The organism is Pseudobacillus wudalianchiensis (genome assembly GCF_001685015.1).
In the GTDB taxonomy this organism is placed as follows: domain Bacteria; phylum Bacillota; class Bacilli; order Bacillales; family Domibacillaceae; genus Pseudobacillus; species Pseudobacillus wudalianchiensis.
In genome coordinates, this window is sequence record NZ_MAYT01000001.1 from 80075 (window position 1) to 95919 (window position 15845).

Here is a 15845-nt window from a genome sequence, read left to right on the forward strand (position 1 = left end):
AGCTCTTTTTGCTTTTTAAACTAGTGATATTAAAGTTCTGTATTAGCGAGGAAGCTAAGACAGAGATTATCGGTTATTGTAAGTGCTCTACTAAAGCGAAAGCAAAAGCTTCAAGCATTTTTTCATCGATTTCATCAAAGCGGTCTTTTTCCGGGCTGTCAATATCTAATACGCCGAAGACTTGGCCATCCTTTATTAAGGGAATGACGATTTCTGACTGAGAGGCGGCATCGCATGCAATGTGGCCAGGAAACGCATGCACATCCGCAATACGTTGTGTTTTCTTTTCGCTAGCTGCAGTGCCGCAGACGCCTCTTCCGAAAGGAATACGCACACAGGCTGGCAGACCTTGAAAAGGGCCGAGGACGAGCTCGTTTCCTTCCGTTAAGTAAAACCCGACCCAGTTAACCCGCTCCAGAAATTGATTTAACAAGGCAGAAGCGTTGCTTAAATTAGCAATCTGATTGCTTTCTCCCTCAAGTAATGCCCGCAGCTGTTTGATCATGAGGTTATAATTTTCTTCTTTCGTCCCTGTATAACTAGTTGTTTGAAACATTCTTTGTTACTCCTTTATTCAATATGGTGTTTATAATTGAGAAATTGATTTTGATGGCAGAGGAAACAGTTTGTCATACCCCTGGCCAATGTCTTTTGCCTGGTGTGCATCTGACCCATACACAAGCGAAATGCCCATATCCAAAGCTTTTTGAGCGACTTCAGGTGATGGGTAAGACTCTAAACACAATGGTTTCATTAGACCTGCGCCGTTAAAGTCAATCTCATAGCCATTCTCTTTAATGGCTGTTAAAATAGAATCTATTTCTAGGTCGAAATTCACTTCGTTTGGAAAGCGATGCTGAAATTTGTGGACGAGTGTTATATGACCGATACGCTTCGGCTTGAATGGGCCAAGATCGGCTTTAATCGAGCGGTGCACCGTTTCGTAGTATTTTTTGTAAATAGCTGTTAGGGATCCGAAGATTCCGATCATGTTCTCGAATACATCAGCACTATAATCAAGGCAGTACCAGTTAGATTGTTCTTTTAAAAAGTGAACAGACAAAACAGAGTCATCAAGAAGCGGACCATATTCATCTAAAAAAGCGGTCGTTTCTTTTTCGAAGCCTTCGATATAATCAACTTCCAGACCGGCCTGGATCGAGATATCCGCTGCATATTCCTTTTTAACCTGCTGCAAAGCAGAAAAATAAGCATCCAGATCTCCAAGCGCCATCCCGCTATCTTGTGTAGGTGTGCTATCTATGAAGCCGAAAGGCAAAGGTGCATGTTCCGTGAAAGTTAATTGTGAAAACCCCTGATTAATCGCTTCTTCAATATAACTGTCGAGCGTGTCTTTCGTTCCGTGAGGACAAAAGGGTGTGTGAATATGTCCGTCTCTTTTCATAAACATCCCCCTGAAAAAATAGTCATAATTCAAGTGTAACAAAAATTTTAAGCACCAGCTAAAAAAAAACGATTTTTGTCGTCAAAAAATGTCACATCCTATGGTATCATTAGTAATAATTGAGTGAAATTTATATAATACACATAGATGAAACGACTACTTTTGCAGGCAGAAGAACAGGGGGCTTACGATGAAATTCATCATTGCTGCAATTTTAATAGCAGCTATTCTATCAGTTATCGCCTATTTTAATAGAAAAAAAATATACAAAGACATTAACGAATTGGAAAAAAGGAAAGTAGAAATCATGAATCGTCCAGTTACAGATGAGCTGACAAAGGTAAAGCGGCTTAATATGACAGGGCAGACGGAAGAAATGTTTGATCGTTGGCGTCAAACATGGGATGAAGTGCTAGGTGTTGATTTAGCAGACGTGGAAGAAAAATTGTTTGAGGCAGAAGAGCGGGCCGATCAGTTCCGATTTGGCAAATCGAAAGAAATAAATGAATCTATCGAGAATCGATTAGAAGAGGCCGAACAAAAAGTGAACGGGATCCTAACAGAGCTAAATGACTTAATTGGCAGCGAAGAAAGCAATCGCAAGGAAAGCGAAGAGCTAAAGGAAAAGCGCCGGGCAGCAAGAAAGCAACTGCTTGCTCATCGCCATACATTTGGCAAGGCGGCTTCCTTGCTTGAAATCCAGCTTGATGCTTTATCATCTGAATTTGATAAATTTGAAGAATTGACGAATGAAGGAAACTACTTAGCAGCAAGAGAAATTATTTTAAAACTAACTCATGATATGGACACCATCCTACATAAAATGGAAGTCATACCGGTTTTAATGGCCGAAACGACTAATTTATTACCAGCTCAGTTAGCTGAAATTGAATCCGGCTACAAAGAAATGACACAAAATGGTTATTTACTTGATCACTTACAGTTGGAGAAAGAAGTGGCCAGCCTACGCAAGCAGTTGTCCCTTTATAAGGATTTTATCGTAAAGACAGAAACGAGCGAGGTAGAAGCAGGGATTCAAGAGGTAAAAGATAATATAGAATTCTTTTATGAGCTGCTGGAAAAAGAAGTTGATGCTAAACATTTTATTGTGAAAAATGAACAAGCAACAAGAGATCAATTAGAAAATATAAGGAATGCCAATGAGGAGCTGCAAACAGAAACTGAACATGTTCGTCAAAGCTACCAGCTAGCTAAAGAAGAGTGGATTGTTCCTCGGAAGCTGGAAGAAGATATTTTCCGGCTCATTAAGAGGTATGACTTACTTGAAACAAAAATTACGCAGCAAAATACGGCATATTCTTTTTTACATGACGAACTACAAGAGCTGAAAGCTCAGCTTGAAGAATTACAGAAAGAACAAGAAAGCTTCGGCCGCTTTTTAAAGACGCTTCGCAAAGATGAAATGGCGGCACGTGAAAGTCTGGCAGAGCTTCGCAAAAAGATTAATGAGATCTTCCGCATGGTAAACAAAAGCAATATGCCGGGCGTACCGGAGTTTTACCAATCCTTAACGGAAGAGACGACTGGCCGTATTGGAGATGTAGTCCAAGCGTTAAACGAAAAACCGCTGAATATGAAAGCTGTTCAGGAAAAATTAGGGGAGGCTGTTTCTTCTGTAAGCAATCTTGAACGAAAAACAGTCGAAGTAATTGAACAAGCTGAGCTTGCTGAACGGATCATTCAATATGGAAATAGATATAAGCGTTCTCATCCGATGATCGGCGATCAGCTTTCCGAGGCCGAGCGTGCTTTTCGTAATTATGATTATCGTTCTGCTTTAGAAGAAGCGGCTACGGCGATTGATAAAGTGGATCCAAAAGGCTTAAAGCAGCTTGAGGATATGATGAATAAAAAATAAGAGAAGCGATTCCGGCAAAGCAGCTGTCCATTTAGCCGGAATCGCTTTTTTGAGCTGCAACTGGCAAGTGTAAAGTTTTCTTCAAAACGCAGCTATGATATGATAAATAGCTGAACAAACTGACATAAAGCAGGTGCGAACATGATTTATTTTGATAATAGCGCAACGACGAAACCATATAACGAGGCTTTGGCTGCTTTTACAAAGGTGAATGAACAATTTTTTGGCAATCCCTCCTCTCTTCATCAACTTGGTGTGCAGGCGGATCGGCTTTTGAATGAAGCGCGTAAGCAAATTGCCTCACTAATAGGTGGACAGCCCGAAGAAATTATCTTTACATCAGGCGGCACGGAGGCGAATAACCTGGCTTTAAAGGGAGCAGCGCTTGCTTATAAGCAACGGGGAACTCATATCGTTACCCAAACGACAGAGCATCCTGCTGTTTTGAATGCGTGCCGTCAGTTAGAGGATCTGGGATTCCGTGTTACGTATTTGCCGGTGGACGCCGCTGGCAGAATATCCGTGCAAGAACTAGAGAGCGCCCTGACAGATGACACCATTCTCGTTTCAATCATGCATGTGAATAACGAAACGGGCACGATTCAGCCAATAGAAGAAATCAGTCAGTTGTTAAAAAGGTACCCAAAAGTTTTATTTCACGTGGACGATGTACAGGGGCGGGGGAAAGTTGAATTAAACCTTAAAGGCATTCATCTTTGTTCTTTGTCTGCCCATAAGTTTCACGGATTAAAAGGAAACGGTTTGTTATATAAGAAAAAGGGAGTGAACCTTTCTCCGCTTTTATCTGGCGGCAACCAGGAAAGCGGCTGGCGCAGCGGCACGGAAAACACAGGCGGAGTAGTGGCAATGGCGAAGGCCCTGCGTTTGACAGAGGAAAAGCGAGTGGCAGGCTTTTCGAAAATGAAAGAGATTCAGCAATTTTTACGTTCAGAATTAAAAAGAATTAAAGGCACCGTGATTCATACGCCTGAAGAGGGCTGTGCACCGCATATCTTAAACTTCTCGATTGCTGGGACAAAGGGGGAAGTGCTGATTCATGCACTTGAGGAGAGAGGCTGCTATTTGTCTACAACAAGTGCTTGTTCTTCAAAACAGAAAAAGACAAGCACGGTGCTAACGGCGATGGGGGTGCCGGAAAGTGTCGCGGACAGCAGCATGAGGCTAAGCCTATCATATGAAAATACCCTAGAAGAAGCACAAACATTTATCCGTGTGCTAACAGAAACAATTCCTAAATTAACAAAAGTCCAGAGGTGACCATCATGAATTATGACCGTATACTCATTCGCTACGGCGAACTTTCTACAAAAGGGCGGAATCGCAAGCAATTTATTACGAAGCTTAAAAAAAATATTCTGCTCGTATTAAAAGAATTTCGTGATATCAAGATCGAATTAGGACGCGACCGGATGTTTATTCATTTGAATGATACACCGTTTGAAGCGGTGAAGGAGCGGCTGAGCAATGTATTTGGCATTCAATCGTTCAGCCCGGTTGTCCGGACAGACCAGAATATCGAGGAAATGAAAACGGCTGCTTTAGAACTTGTTAAACGGAATTTTAGTCTGGGAAAAACATTTAAGGTTTCTGCCCGCCGTTCCGACAAAGAGTTTGAGCTGGATACAAATGAAATTAATTATGCGATCGGAAGCCATGTGCTCAGAAATATAGGGGAATTAACAGTTGACGTTAAAAAACCCGACATTAACATTCTTGTAGAAGTTCGAAAGGGCGGCGTCTTCTTATCTTGTGAAAAGTATCCGGGAGCGGCTGGATTGCCGTCGGGGGCAAGCGGAAAGGCCATGCTTCTGCTTTCAGGGGGGATCGACAGTCCTGTGGCTGGCTATCTTATGTTAAAAAGGGGAGTTGAAATCGAAGCGATTCATTTTCACAGCCCCCCGTATACGAGTGAGCGGGCCAAGCAGAAAGTCGTGGATTTAGCTGAGCGGCTGACAGCGTATGGAGCTGAAATTAAACTTCATATCGTTCCTTTTACAGCTATTCAGCAAAAGATTCAAGAGCAGGTACCAGAAAATTACACAATGACTTCGACAAGACGGATGATGCTTGCGATCGCTGATAAAATCCGCCAGAAACGCGGAGGGCTTGCCATTGTGACGGGGGAAAGCCTTGGGCAAGTAGCGAGTCAGACGCTTGAAAGCATGAGAGCGATTAATGATGTGACTTCCACACCGGTATTGCGCCCGCTGATTGCTATGGATAAGCTTGACATTATTGATGTAGCCCGCAAAATTGGCACTCATGATATCTCGATTTTACCTTACGAAGATTGTTGTACGATCTTTACACCGCCGTCACCAAAAACAAGACCGAAGCTGGAGAAAGTACAGCATTTTGAGAGCTTTGTTAATTTTGAAGAGATGATTGATGAGGCGATCGAAAACATGGAGACGATCGAGCTTCCGCAGGAAAAAGAAAACAGCGAGTTTTCTGATTTGCTTTAAAAAAAAGCCTTGAAGTCGGAGAGCAGGCGGCTTTAGGGCTTTTTTCTTGGATAAATTTCTTATCCTCGCCTTAAAATATTTCAAAGTTTTCCATTATTCTGTATAATAAAACTATATTATGAAGGGGGTAGGATCATGAAAAGAGAAGACTTGCTTGCGCCTGAAAAGTATAACATTGTGATGGAAGTGGAGAAGTTTGCAAAAGACCCCGATCGACTAGCTTTAAAGTGGGAAAATGAGGCTGGCCAGAAAAAAGAGATTACATATGCACAGTTAATGAAAAACGTAAATAAGATTGGAAACGCTTTCCTTGCGAGCGGTTTAGAAAGAGGGGACTCTATTTTAATTATGGTGCCTCGTTTAATTGAAGCATACGAGGTGTTTCTAGCAGCCCTTAAAATCGGCTTGATTGTTATTCCAAGTGCAGAATTGTTGCGCACGAAAGATTTAAATTATCGAATTGAACATGCTGGTGTGAAGGGGGTTGTCTGCTATGCCCCGTTCGTGGAGCAGTTTAAACAGGTTGATAAAATAGCAGACTTGCTAACCTTCTCATTTGGAGGTGAGGTAGACGGCTGGACAGATCTTGAGAAAGCGATGGAACGAGCGTCTGATGAATTAGAGATAGTGGATACTTCAAAGGACGACATTGCTTTTCTGCCTTATACGTCAGGTACAACAGGCAATCCAAAGGGTGTTGTTCATACGCATGCCTGGGGATATGCTCATTTAAAAATAGCAGCCCCTAACTGGCTTGGAATTAAGGACGGAGATACGGTGTGGGCTACAGCGGGTCCTGGCTGGCAAAAGTGGACATGGAGTCCGTTTTTATCCGTGTTAGGCTCGGGAGCTACTGGTTTTGTCTATAACGGCAAATTTGAGCCGAAAAAGTATTTAGAACTGCTCGAAAGAAACAAAATTAACGTATTATGCTGCACGCCAACCGAATATCGTCTGATGGTGAAGGTCGATAATTTAGCCGACTATGATTTATCGAGCCTTCATAGTGCTGTGTCGGCTGGAGAACCTTTGAACCGTGAAGTCATTGATACATTCCGGAAATATTTCAACGTGGATGTGCGAGATGGCTATGGCCAGACAGAAAGTTCGCTTGTCATTGGAGTGTTAAAAGGAATGGAAGTGAAGCCTGGATCAATGGGCAAACCAACGCCGGGCAACCGGGTGGAAATTATCAATGATGAGGGAGAACCAGTAGAGGCGGGTATTGTTGGAGATATTGCTGTTCATGTCGATACGCCAGCTTTGTTCAAACATTATTATAAGGATCCAGAACGGACGGCTATGCAATTTAGAGGAGACTATTATTTAACTGGCGACAAAGCGAAAAAAGATGAAGACGGTTATTATTGGTTTGAAGGCCGCGGAGATGATATTATTATCAGTTCCGGTTATACGATCGGCCCATTTGAAGTAGAAGACGCGCTTGTGAAGCATCCAGATGTGAAAGAGTGCGCGGTTGTTGCCAGCCCTGACGAAATCCGCGGCCATATCGTTAAAGCTTTTGTTGTGTTACAGGATGGCGTGGATGCCAAAGATACGCAGCTGGTAGAAAGACTGCAAAACCATGTAAAAGAATTAACAGCTCCTTATAAATATCCTAGAAAGATTGAGTTTATTGAAGAATTACCGAAAACCACCTCCGGCAAAATTCGCCGCATTGAATTGCGTCAGGCTGAGCAGGAGGTTAAAAGTTAATCCTGCGCCAGTAAAAGCCCGCTCCTTGAGCGGGTTTTTTAGCTGGTCCAGTTCGATTATTTCTCTATCTGCTCTATTGATTTTTAAAAGGAAAGGAGTATAATGGACTTTATTTCGGGAGTAGAAAGAAATAGGTGATCACATGAACGAAGAGAAAAAGATAGGAGCTCTCTATATATTTTTTGCTTATTTATTGTGGGGGTTGTTTCCAATATATTGGAAGTTTCTTGAGCATGTAACAGCTCATGAAATTCTTGCTAATCGTGTATTATGGTCGTTTGTTTTTATGGCATTGCTTCTCTTGTTTACTAGAAAGCTAGGAAATTTAAAAGCTACACTGAGAACAATGAGAGAAAAGCCGAAGCAAGCGATGACCCTTGTCATTGCTTCTTTTCTTGTAAGCGGCAATTGGTTTTTATTTATATGGGCTATCAACAGTGACCGCGTGATCGAGACGAGTCTCGGCTATTATATTAATCCGCTTATGAGCGTACTCCTTGGGGTTTTTGTATTGAAAGAGTCTTTGTCTAAAGCGCAGGTTTTTTCTGTGTTTTTTGCGGCAATTGGTGTAGCGATTCTTACGATTGCCTATGGCCAGCTGCCGTGGGTTTCTCTCGGTCTTGCGATAACATTTGCTTTATACGGGCTTATGAAAAAAACAATTCAAGTTGAGGCAGCTGTCGGTTTGACACTCGAAACCTTTGCTGTTACCCCCATTGCTGTCGGCTTTTTAATGTATTGGTGGACAAAAGCTGAGCTTTCGCTTTTCTCTGGCTCGCTTTCTACTGATTTATTATTAATGCTCGGCGGGGCCGTCACAGCGTTGCCGTTGCTCCTATTTGCAGCAGGAGCGCCGAGGATTCCATTATCTATGATTGGAATTTTGCAATACATTACGCCAACGATGACCCTTTTATTGGGTGTATTCGTTTACCATGAGCCGTTTTCGGGAGTACAACTCATCTCTTTTGCGTTTATCTGGATTGCGCTCGTTATTTTTACTTTCGCCCAAACGAAATGGTATCAAAAAAGACATCTTATTACGAGGAAACATGAAAAAGGAAGCGCCTAACGGATAAATGTCCGTTAGGACGCTTCCTTTTTGTTTAGGTGGAAAAGACTTGTGGAAACCGTTAGCTTAGCCCTTCATGATCTAGCTGCAGGCGCTAGCACGTACGCTGATTTCGCTCTCTCTGTCGAAGTCTAAAAAGCGACTTCGACAGAGAGAGCTCCAATCCGCTATCGTGCTAAACGAGCGCCTTCCGCTTTTCCTGTCCAGCTGCAGCGGCCAGCCCGTACGGCGGTTTCGGTCTCTCTGTCGGAGTCTGAAGAACGACTCCTTGTCGAGCCCTCCAACCTCCTATCGGGCTGATCAGGCCGCTTCCGCTTTTCTTATAAAAAGGCTCTTTTTACTTTGTGCCAGAAGGAGTTGTCTTTTAGTTTTAAGGTTTTAATGCGTTTGTCGCTTAGTGAGATGTTGATTTCTTCGATATGCTGAATGCTTAGCGCTTCGTTGTCGATGCCCATGATGGGGTAGTTGTTGCTTCCTTTGAGCATTTCTAATTTGAGTGTGCGTTCACCGCTCAAGATAAACGGGGAACCGAGTGTGCGGTAACGTTTATTGTTCAGTGAAGCCAGCTCGCTGACTTGCATGCATGGAAGAAGCGGATCGACAACAGCACCGTTTACCGATTTGTTATAAGCTGTGCTGCCGGTCGGTGTAGCGATAATCATGCCATCACCGCGGAATACTTCAAAATGAAGATCATCGATATAGACATTCATTTCCATTGTTTTGATAATGCTGGATTTTATGCTGAATTCGTTCAAACAATAAAAAACCGCTTCCTCATCTAAGGAAATTTGTAAAACGGGGTAGCGGCGAACTTCCATTTCTGCTTCTGACATCACTTCAATTAAGGTTGCAGTATCGTTTGCATAGAAATCACAATACATATTTAATTCATTAAAGATGGAGATGCCCGCATATAAGCAATCTTCCCGGAAACCGGTTTTTTGGACAGCTTGCAAAAATGTACCGTCGCCGCCTACGCTGACGATAATGTTTGCTTCTTCTGATTTGTTGACGATAATAAAGTTATTTTTCTCCGCAAGCTTTTTTAATTCTGTTACTTTTTCTGCCACATTAGCTCGACGGGTTTCATAAAAATAGACATTGCGACGTTCATCCATAAGAAAGTCTCCTTTTTTTGGGAAAGTTAGTATGGTTATGATTGAATGTTTTGTTAGAATAAGGTGAACCTCTTTTTTAGTGTACCATGTGCCAGTCGATTTTTCGAAGCTGGCAGATTACAGAATAGGGAAGGAGAGAGTAAATTGAGTAAAAAAAGAATAGTTGCCCTCGCGTTGGCTGCTGGTTTATTTATTGTGTCCATTATTGTCAACACAGCTTCTATAGCAGTCAAAACGGATATCTCCAAGGCTCTAGAAACTGCTATGGGCGCCAGTGAAGAAGATTTCACTGAGCAAGTAGAAGAGGAAGGGGATGCCTTCCGTAAAATTGCCGTCTTACCAGTTGAAGGAGTTATTCAAGATACAGGCACGACAGAATCTTTTTTTTCTTCACCCGGTTACAACCACCAGCAATTTATGAAGAAACTCGATAAAGTACAGGAGGATGACACGATCAAAGCAGTCATTCTGCAAGTGAACTCACCAGGTGGAGGAGTAGTAGAAAGCGCACAAATCCACGATAAGATTTTAGAAATAAAAGAAAAAGCCAAAAAGCCAGTTTATGTATCAATGGGCTCTATGGCCGCCTCTGGAGGCTATTATATTTCAGCTCCTGCTGATAAAATTTACGCTAGTCCTGAAACGTTAACCGGTTCACTTGGAGTCATCATGCAAAGTGTTAATTACTCGAAGCTTGCCAAGAAGTATGGAGTGGATTTTGTTACGATTAAAAGCGGTCCTCACAAAGATATTATGAGCCCAACAAGGGAAATGACAGAAGAAGAAAGAAAAATCCTGCAAGCGATGATTAACAATTCTTACAATGGCTTTGTCAATGTCATCGCTAATGGTCGTGGACTGTCAAAAGACCAAGTGAAAAAAATAGCTGACGGACGTATATATGATGGCCGACAGGCTAAAAAGCTAAATTTGATTGATGATTTTGGGTACCTTGAAGATACGATTGCTGCGTTAAAGAAAGACAAAAATTTAAAAGGCGCCCAAGTAGTGACGTATGAGCCAAACTTTGGCTTTCCCTCTTTCTTAACGATGAAAGCACAGCAGTTGATTGGTGGAAATGAAGAAGCCCAGGCGCTCATGAAAATCTTTTCACATCCAAATTCTCCGCGGCTTATGTATTTATACGCGGAATAAAGGAGGGATAGATGATGAAAGAAGATTCGAATCACGAGATTGAAGAACAAAAGCATGTCAAGGAGCAAGGAGATAACGAAGTAGCATCATACGTAACAGAAGAGACACCGCTTGAAGAGAATCTATCAGTAGAAGAGAAGCTGCCACCTGCTGTTTCTGCTTTTCATTATGCTGGATTCTGGATGCGGTTTTGGGCGTATCTTCTTGACTTAATCGTCGTCGGAAGCATTTCTCGCCTTCTCATTTATCCTCTATTCCGAGCATTAGATATTGAGGTGGCAAGCAGTGGATTGTTTTCAGCAGTTAATATTGCCACAGCTCTTGTCTTTTATCTGTATTTTGTTTTGATGACAAAGTGGAAAGGTCAAACGATCGGAAAAATGGTGTTCGGCTTAAAGGTTATTTCATTAACTGATTCCGAACTTTCTTGGAAGACTGTTCTGTTTCGGGAATGGATCGGCCGTTATTTATCCGTAACTATTCCATTTTTGTATATACTTGTTGCCTTTCTATCAAAGAAGCAAGGGCTGCATGATTATTTTGCCGGAACAACAGTCATTCATGAACATACGTTAATGGTTCAGACACCGGCTCCTTCTTTATAAGGATGCTTTATAGGCTGCTGGCGGACTGCCGGCGGCTTTCTTTGTTTTTCCAGGCAGTGATTTGAACCATATGGATTTTTCGTCATGTTTACTTTCTTTTTCCAAAGGACAAACTGTTTAGCGGAAAAGGAGGGAGCGTTATGGCTTATCTGTGGTGGGGACTAGCTATTTTTCTGATCTTTTTATTCATTGCGTGCTTGTTAAAAATCCAACTCCTCTTTTACTTTCTCCGTATGCCTGAGAAGACAGAAGCGTATATTCGTTTTTTCTTCTTTTATGGGCTTTTATCCTACACGTTTTACATTCCATTTACGAAAGGACAAACATCTAAGTCTGTCAGAAAAAAAGAATATAAAGAAGTCTCGCCTAGAGAGGCAGAGGATTTTCTCATACAGGTGAAGGAGAAGCTAGAATATATCGAAAGTCTACAATACATCGTTCGTTCGTTTTTCAAAAAAATAGAGATTCGTACTTTTTCTTGGAGGACGGTTGTTGGAATGAAAGATGCAGCCTGGACGGGGACAGCAGCAGGAGCGCTTTGGGCTCTGAAAGGCAGTGTCATTTCAGCCGCACATCGTATGGTGCAGATGACCGCTAGACCTGAGCTTGAGGTAACGCCCGTTTTCGGCCAGTCCGTATGGAAGGTGGAATGGTCATGTATGATTTCCTTTCGGATAGGGCATGCTATATCTGCAGTTATTCAACTTTTTCTTCACCGGCGCCACAGAAAGAAAAGCTCTACTGCCGGCCTATTTTTTTAAAACGTTTAAACAACTGGAGGGATAAATATGAGTGACCATCCAATCGAAGGATTGATGACGACGGCTATGGAAAATTTAAAAGATATGATTGATGTTAATACCATTATCGGTGATCCGGTAGAGACGCCTGATGGCAGTGTGATTATGACAGTTTCAAAAGTCGGCTTTGGATTTGCGGCAGGTGGAAGTGAGTTTATGATTGATAAACAGGGTGAAGGAAAGGGAAAAAGCCCGTTTGGCGGCGGTAGCGGCGGCGGTGTATCCATTACGCCTATCGCTTTTTTAATCGTGAATTCAAGCGGTGTGCGCATGCTCCACTTAGATGAAAATACACACTTGCTTGATAAAATTATTGATTTAGCACCAGCTGTTATTGATAAAATTCAGAGTATGCTCAATCAGAAAAATCAATCTAAACAATCATCCAATAAAAAACCTTCCTCAGATTATACGATTTAAGAAAAGAGAGTTCATCCTTGCCAGGGAACGGCAAGGCTTTTTCTTGCATTTCTCTCTTTCAAACAAGTATGATATTAAGTGTGAAAAAGATGGAGGAGGGATTAGGAATATGGCAAATGTAACATTCAAAGGAAACCCAATTACGCTGATTGGAAATGAAGTAAAGGTGGGCGATCAAGCACCCGATTTTAAAGTGCTTGCAACGGATTTATCTGAGGTGACGTTAGCTGATTCTAACGGCAAAGTACGCTTAATCAGTGTGATTCCTTCCATTGATACGGGAGTATGTGAGCAGCAAACTCGCAAATTTAACGAAGAAGCGTCTAAAGTAAATAACGTAGAAGTCATTACAATTTCTGCTGACCTGCCGTTCGCACAAAAACGCTGGTGTGCAGGAGAAGGACTTGAAAATGTGAAAATTTATTCTGATCACCGCGAGATGTCATTTGGCGATGCTTATGGCGTTCACATGAAAGAACTTCGTCTATTGGCACGTTCCGTTTTTGTCGTAAATGGCGAAGGCAAAGTTACATACGTAGAATATGTAAGTGAAGGAACAAATCATCCTGACTACGAAAAAGCACTTGAGGCAGCAAAAAACGCCAAGTAAAAATAAAAATGAAAGGCTGGCTCTTTACGGGCCAGCCTTAGGCTGTTGACAAACGCTCGCTATCTTCGTTGCCCGCCTGACTGCGGTGTTCATGATCTTGATGGTCACTCCGCTTCTCGTCAGGTTTTGTGCCTCGAAAGACAAATGTTTTCAATCAGCCTGATAGTATATAAAGTAGACTTTGTCTACATTCTCGGGCTGGCTCTTTATGGGGTCAGTCTTTTTAATCGATAACGGCTTACAGGAGGAGCAAATATGAACGAAATTTCCCCGGTCGAACACTTATTTCATCTTTTTGATGAAACAGCTGCTATTCTTCAACAAGAGCTGGAATGCACATATTTGGATGCTTTAGCAGAAACAGCTGAGAACTTGTTCCAAGAAAAAATTTTACAAGAGGAAATGAGCGATTTTACGAAGAAGCGGGTATGGAAAAAATATGAGGAAACGAAGCTTGCTGATTATTCACAAGAGGAGATCCGTCAAGCTTATCAGTTCGCTATTTTAAAAGGTATGCAAGAGAATGTTCAGCCGCCTCATCAGATGACACCCGATTCTATCGGCTTGTTCATGGGTTATTTGTTAGAGAAATTTATGAGCGGTAAAGAAGAATTCTCTATTCTGGACCCCGCCGTTGGAACAGGTAATCTACTATTAACCGTTTTAAATCGCCAGTCAGAAGCATCGATTACGGCTGCTGGCGTAGAAGTAGATGATTTATTGCTAAAGCTTGCTTGGTGCGGAGCAAATCTGTTGGAGAAATCCGTCCAATTTTATAATCAAGATGCACTGGAACCGTTATTAATTGATCCAGTTGATACTGTAATTTGTGACTTGCCATTCGGCTGGTATCCAAATGATAGAAGAGCAGCAGACTATGAACTGAAAGCAGAAGAGGGACATTCGTACGCTCATCATTTATTTATAGAACAAAGTGTGAAGCATACAAAGCCTGGTGGTTACCTGTTTTTCCTCATTCCAAACGGCTTGTTTGAGGAGGAAGGTGCTGAGAAACTACACCGCTTTTTCCAAAAGTCTGTTCATATTCAAGGGCTGATTCAATTGCCGATGACGATGTTTAAAAATAAACAGGCGGCTAAAAGCATTATGATTTTACAAAAACAGCAAGCAGGTATTTCTGCGCCGAAACAAGTATTTTTAGCGACAATGCCGTCTATGAAAGATCGTCAAGCCATGCAGTCTATCATGCTGAAGTTGGAAGCATGGTTCAAGGAAAATAAGTGATCATTAAACAACTTGGACAAAGGCGGCCGTGCCAGTACTTTGTAAAAATGAGGAGGTCTTTATGTCAAAAGTTATTGCCATCAATGCCGGCAGCAGCTCATTAAAGTTTCAGTTGTTTGACATGCCGGAAAAGCGAGTCATCACAAAGGGCCTTGTAGAAAGAATTGGCCTGCCGCGAGCTTTATTCAATATTACCGTAGACGGACACAAACAAAAAGAGATGATGGACATTCCTAACCATGCAGAAGCCGTTCGAATTCTCTTAGATAAACTGACTGATATGGGGATTATCCAATCACTTGAAGAGATTAATGGCATTGGCCACCGTGTTGTTCATGGAGGAGAAGTATTTACAGATTCTGTGATCATTACAGATGAAGTCATCGAAAAGATTGAACAACTGTCGGATTTAGCGCCACTCCACAATCCAGCAAATGTGACAGGAATCCGTGCGTTTAAAGAAGTGCTTCCTGATGTGCCGGCTGTAGCTGTTTTTGATACAGCTTTTCACCAGACCATGCCGGAAAGCTCCTTCTTATACAGTTTACCTTATCACTACTATACAGATTACGGGATCCGTAAATACGGCTTTCACGGTACTTCCCACAAGTATGTTTCACAGCGGGCAGCCGAATTGCTTGAACGGCCAATTGAACAGCTCCGTCTCATTTCTTGTCATCTCGGAAATGGAGCGAGCATTGCAGCTATTAGTGGCGGTAAATCAATTGATACGTCCATGGGTTTTACGCCGCTTGCGGGTGTTACAATGGGAACGAGATCTGGGAATATCGATCCGGCCCTCATTCCTTTTATTATGGAGAAGACAGGAAAAACAGCGGATGAGGTGCTCGACGTATTGAATAAAGAGTCCGGGATGCTTGGGGTATCTGGTTTCTCAAGTGATCTGCGTGACATTGAAGAAGAAGCATCCAAAGGCAATGAACGTGCAGAACTTGCTCTTGAAGTATTCGCTGGCCGGATACATAAATACCTCGGATCCTATGCCGCACGTATGTCAGGCGTAGATGCTATCATCTTTACGGCTGGCATTGGAGAAAACAGCCCTGTTATTCGCGGCCGTGTACTTCGCGGGCTGGAATTCATGGGAGTGTACTGGGATCCAGCCCGCAATGAGGTCCGCGGGCAAGAGTCTTTTATCAACTATCCTCACTCTCCGGTTAAGGTGATCGTTATTCCGACAGATGAAGAAGTCATGATCGCCTGTGATACAGTAAAATTAGCGGAATTATAAAATTGAAGGATAGGGACCATGAGTTGGTCTTGTCTTTTATAAATGCAATATAACGGTATAAAACCTCTGGTAAAGGACT

Annotated in this window: 15 protein-coding genes; 12 read left to right on the forward strand and 3 right to left on the reverse strand. The window is 42.3% G+C overall.

What is annotated here, in order from left to right; genetic code table 11:
- Positions 1 to 73: 73 nt before the first annotated feature.
- Both A8F95_RS00465 and hisJ read right to left on the reverse strand, forming a co-directional pair.
- Complete coding sequence (locus A8F95_RS00465) at positions 74 to 556, reverse strand: GAF domain-containing protein (protein WP_065408767.1); 483 nt, start codon at positions 554 to 556, stop codon at positions 74 to 76.
- A 30-nt stretch (positions 557 to 586) separates the two neighbouring features.
- Positions 587 to 1405: a histidinol-phosphatase HisJ gene (hisJ, locus tag A8F95_RS00470; RefSeq protein ID WP_065408768.1), complete on the reverse strand. Its 819-nt coding sequence runs from the start codon at positions 1403 to 1405 to the stop codon at positions 587 to 589.
- A 190-nt stretch (positions 1406 to 1595) separates the two neighbouring features.
- Here hisJ and ezrA point away from each other — a divergent pair, with 190 nt between their 5' ends.
- From ezrA to rarD, 5 genes are all read left to right on the forward strand, one after another.
- Complete coding sequence (gene ezrA, locus A8F95_RS00475) at positions 1596 to 3284, forward strand: septation ring formation regulator EzrA (protein ID WP_065408769.1); 1689 nt, start codon at positions 1596 to 1598, stop codon at positions 3282 to 3284.
- Positions 3285 to 3425: 141 nt separating this feature from the next.
- Entirely contained in the window at positions 3426 to 4562 is a 1137-nt protein-coding gene (locus A8F95_RS00480; RefSeq protein WP_065408770.1) for a cysteine desulfurase family protein, read from the forward strand.
- Between the two features lie 5 nt (positions 4563 to 4567).
- Positions 4568 to 5770 (forward strand): tRNA uracil 4-sulfurtransferase ThiI, encoded by a 1203-nt coding sequence (gene thiI, locus A8F95_RS00485; RefSeq protein ID WP_065408771.1) that lies wholly within the window; start codon positions 4568 to 4570, stop codon positions 5768 to 5770.
- Positions 5771 to 5905: 135 nt separating this feature from the next.
- Positions 5906 to 7486: an acyl-CoA synthetase MbcS gene (mbcS, locus tag A8F95_RS00490; RefSeq protein ID WP_065408772.1), complete on the forward strand. Its 1581-nt coding sequence runs from the start codon at positions 5906 to 5908 to the stop codon at positions 7484 to 7486.
- Positions 7487 to 7628: 142 nt separating this feature from the next.
- Complete coding sequence (gene rarD, locus A8F95_RS00495) at positions 7629 to 8558, forward strand: EamA family transporter RarD (RefSeq protein WP_065408773.1); 930 nt, start codon at positions 7629 to 7631, stop codon at positions 8556 to 8558.
- A gap of 320 nt (positions 8559 to 8878) precedes the next feature.
- Here the strand turns inward: rarD and A8F95_RS00500 are convergent, their stop codons facing one another.
- Positions 8879 to 9679, reverse strand: a complete 801-nt coding sequence (locus A8F95_RS00500; RefSeq protein ID WP_065408774.1) for an NAD kinase — start codon at positions 9677 to 9679, stop codon at positions 8879 to 8881.
- A 144-nt stretch (positions 9680 to 9823) separates the two neighbouring features.
- Here A8F95_RS00500 and sppA point away from each other — a divergent pair, with 144 nt between their 5' ends.
- The 7 genes from sppA to A8F95_RS00535 all read left to right on the forward strand — a co-directional run bounded on the left by sppA (position 9824) and on the right by A8F95_RS00535 (position 15766).
- Entirely contained in the window at positions 9824 to 10834 is a 1011-nt protein-coding gene (gene sppA, locus A8F95_RS00505; RefSeq protein ID WP_049663778.1) for a signal peptide peptidase SppA, read from the forward strand.
- Positions 10835 to 10848: 14 nt separating this feature from the next.
- The gene (locus tag A8F95_RS00510) at positions 10849 to 11439 is read left to right on the forward strand and encodes an RDD family protein (protein WP_065408775.1); all 591 of its coding nucleotides are present in this window, start codon (positions 10849 to 10851) and stop codon (positions 11437 to 11439) included.
- A gap of 140 nt (positions 11440 to 11579) precedes the next feature.
- Positions 11580 to 12200, forward strand: coding sequence for a DUF2953 domain-containing protein (locus A8F95_RS00515; RefSeq protein ID WP_065408776.1), 621 nt, complete (start codon positions 11580 to 11582; stop codon positions 12198 to 12200).
- Positions 12201 to 12227: 27 nt separating this feature from the next.
- On the forward strand, positions 12228 to 12659 hold the full coding sequence (gene ytfJ / locus A8F95_RS00520; RefSeq protein WP_049663774.1) for a GerW family sporulation protein: 432 nt from the start codon (positions 12228 to 12230) through the stop codon (positions 12657 to 12659).
- Positions 12660 to 12768: 109 nt separating this feature from the next.
- Positions 12769 to 13269: a thiol peroxidase gene (gene tpx, locus A8F95_RS00525; protein WP_065408777.1), complete on the forward strand. Its 501-nt coding sequence runs from the start codon at positions 12769 to 12771 to the stop codon at positions 13267 to 13269.
- Positions 13270 to 13524: 255 nt separating this feature from the next.
- On the forward strand, positions 13525 to 14514 hold the full coding sequence (locus A8F95_RS00530; protein ID WP_065408778.1) for a class I SAM-dependent methyltransferase: 990 nt from the start codon (positions 13525 to 13527) through the stop codon (positions 14512 to 14514).
- Positions 14515 to 14575: 61 nt separating this feature from the next.
- Positions 14576 to 15766 (forward strand): acetate kinase, encoded by a 1191-nt coding sequence (locus tag A8F95_RS00535; protein WP_065408779.1) that lies wholly within the window; start codon positions 14576 to 14578, stop codon positions 15764 to 15766.
- The last annotated feature ends 79 nt before the right edge of the window (positions 15767 to 15845 follow it).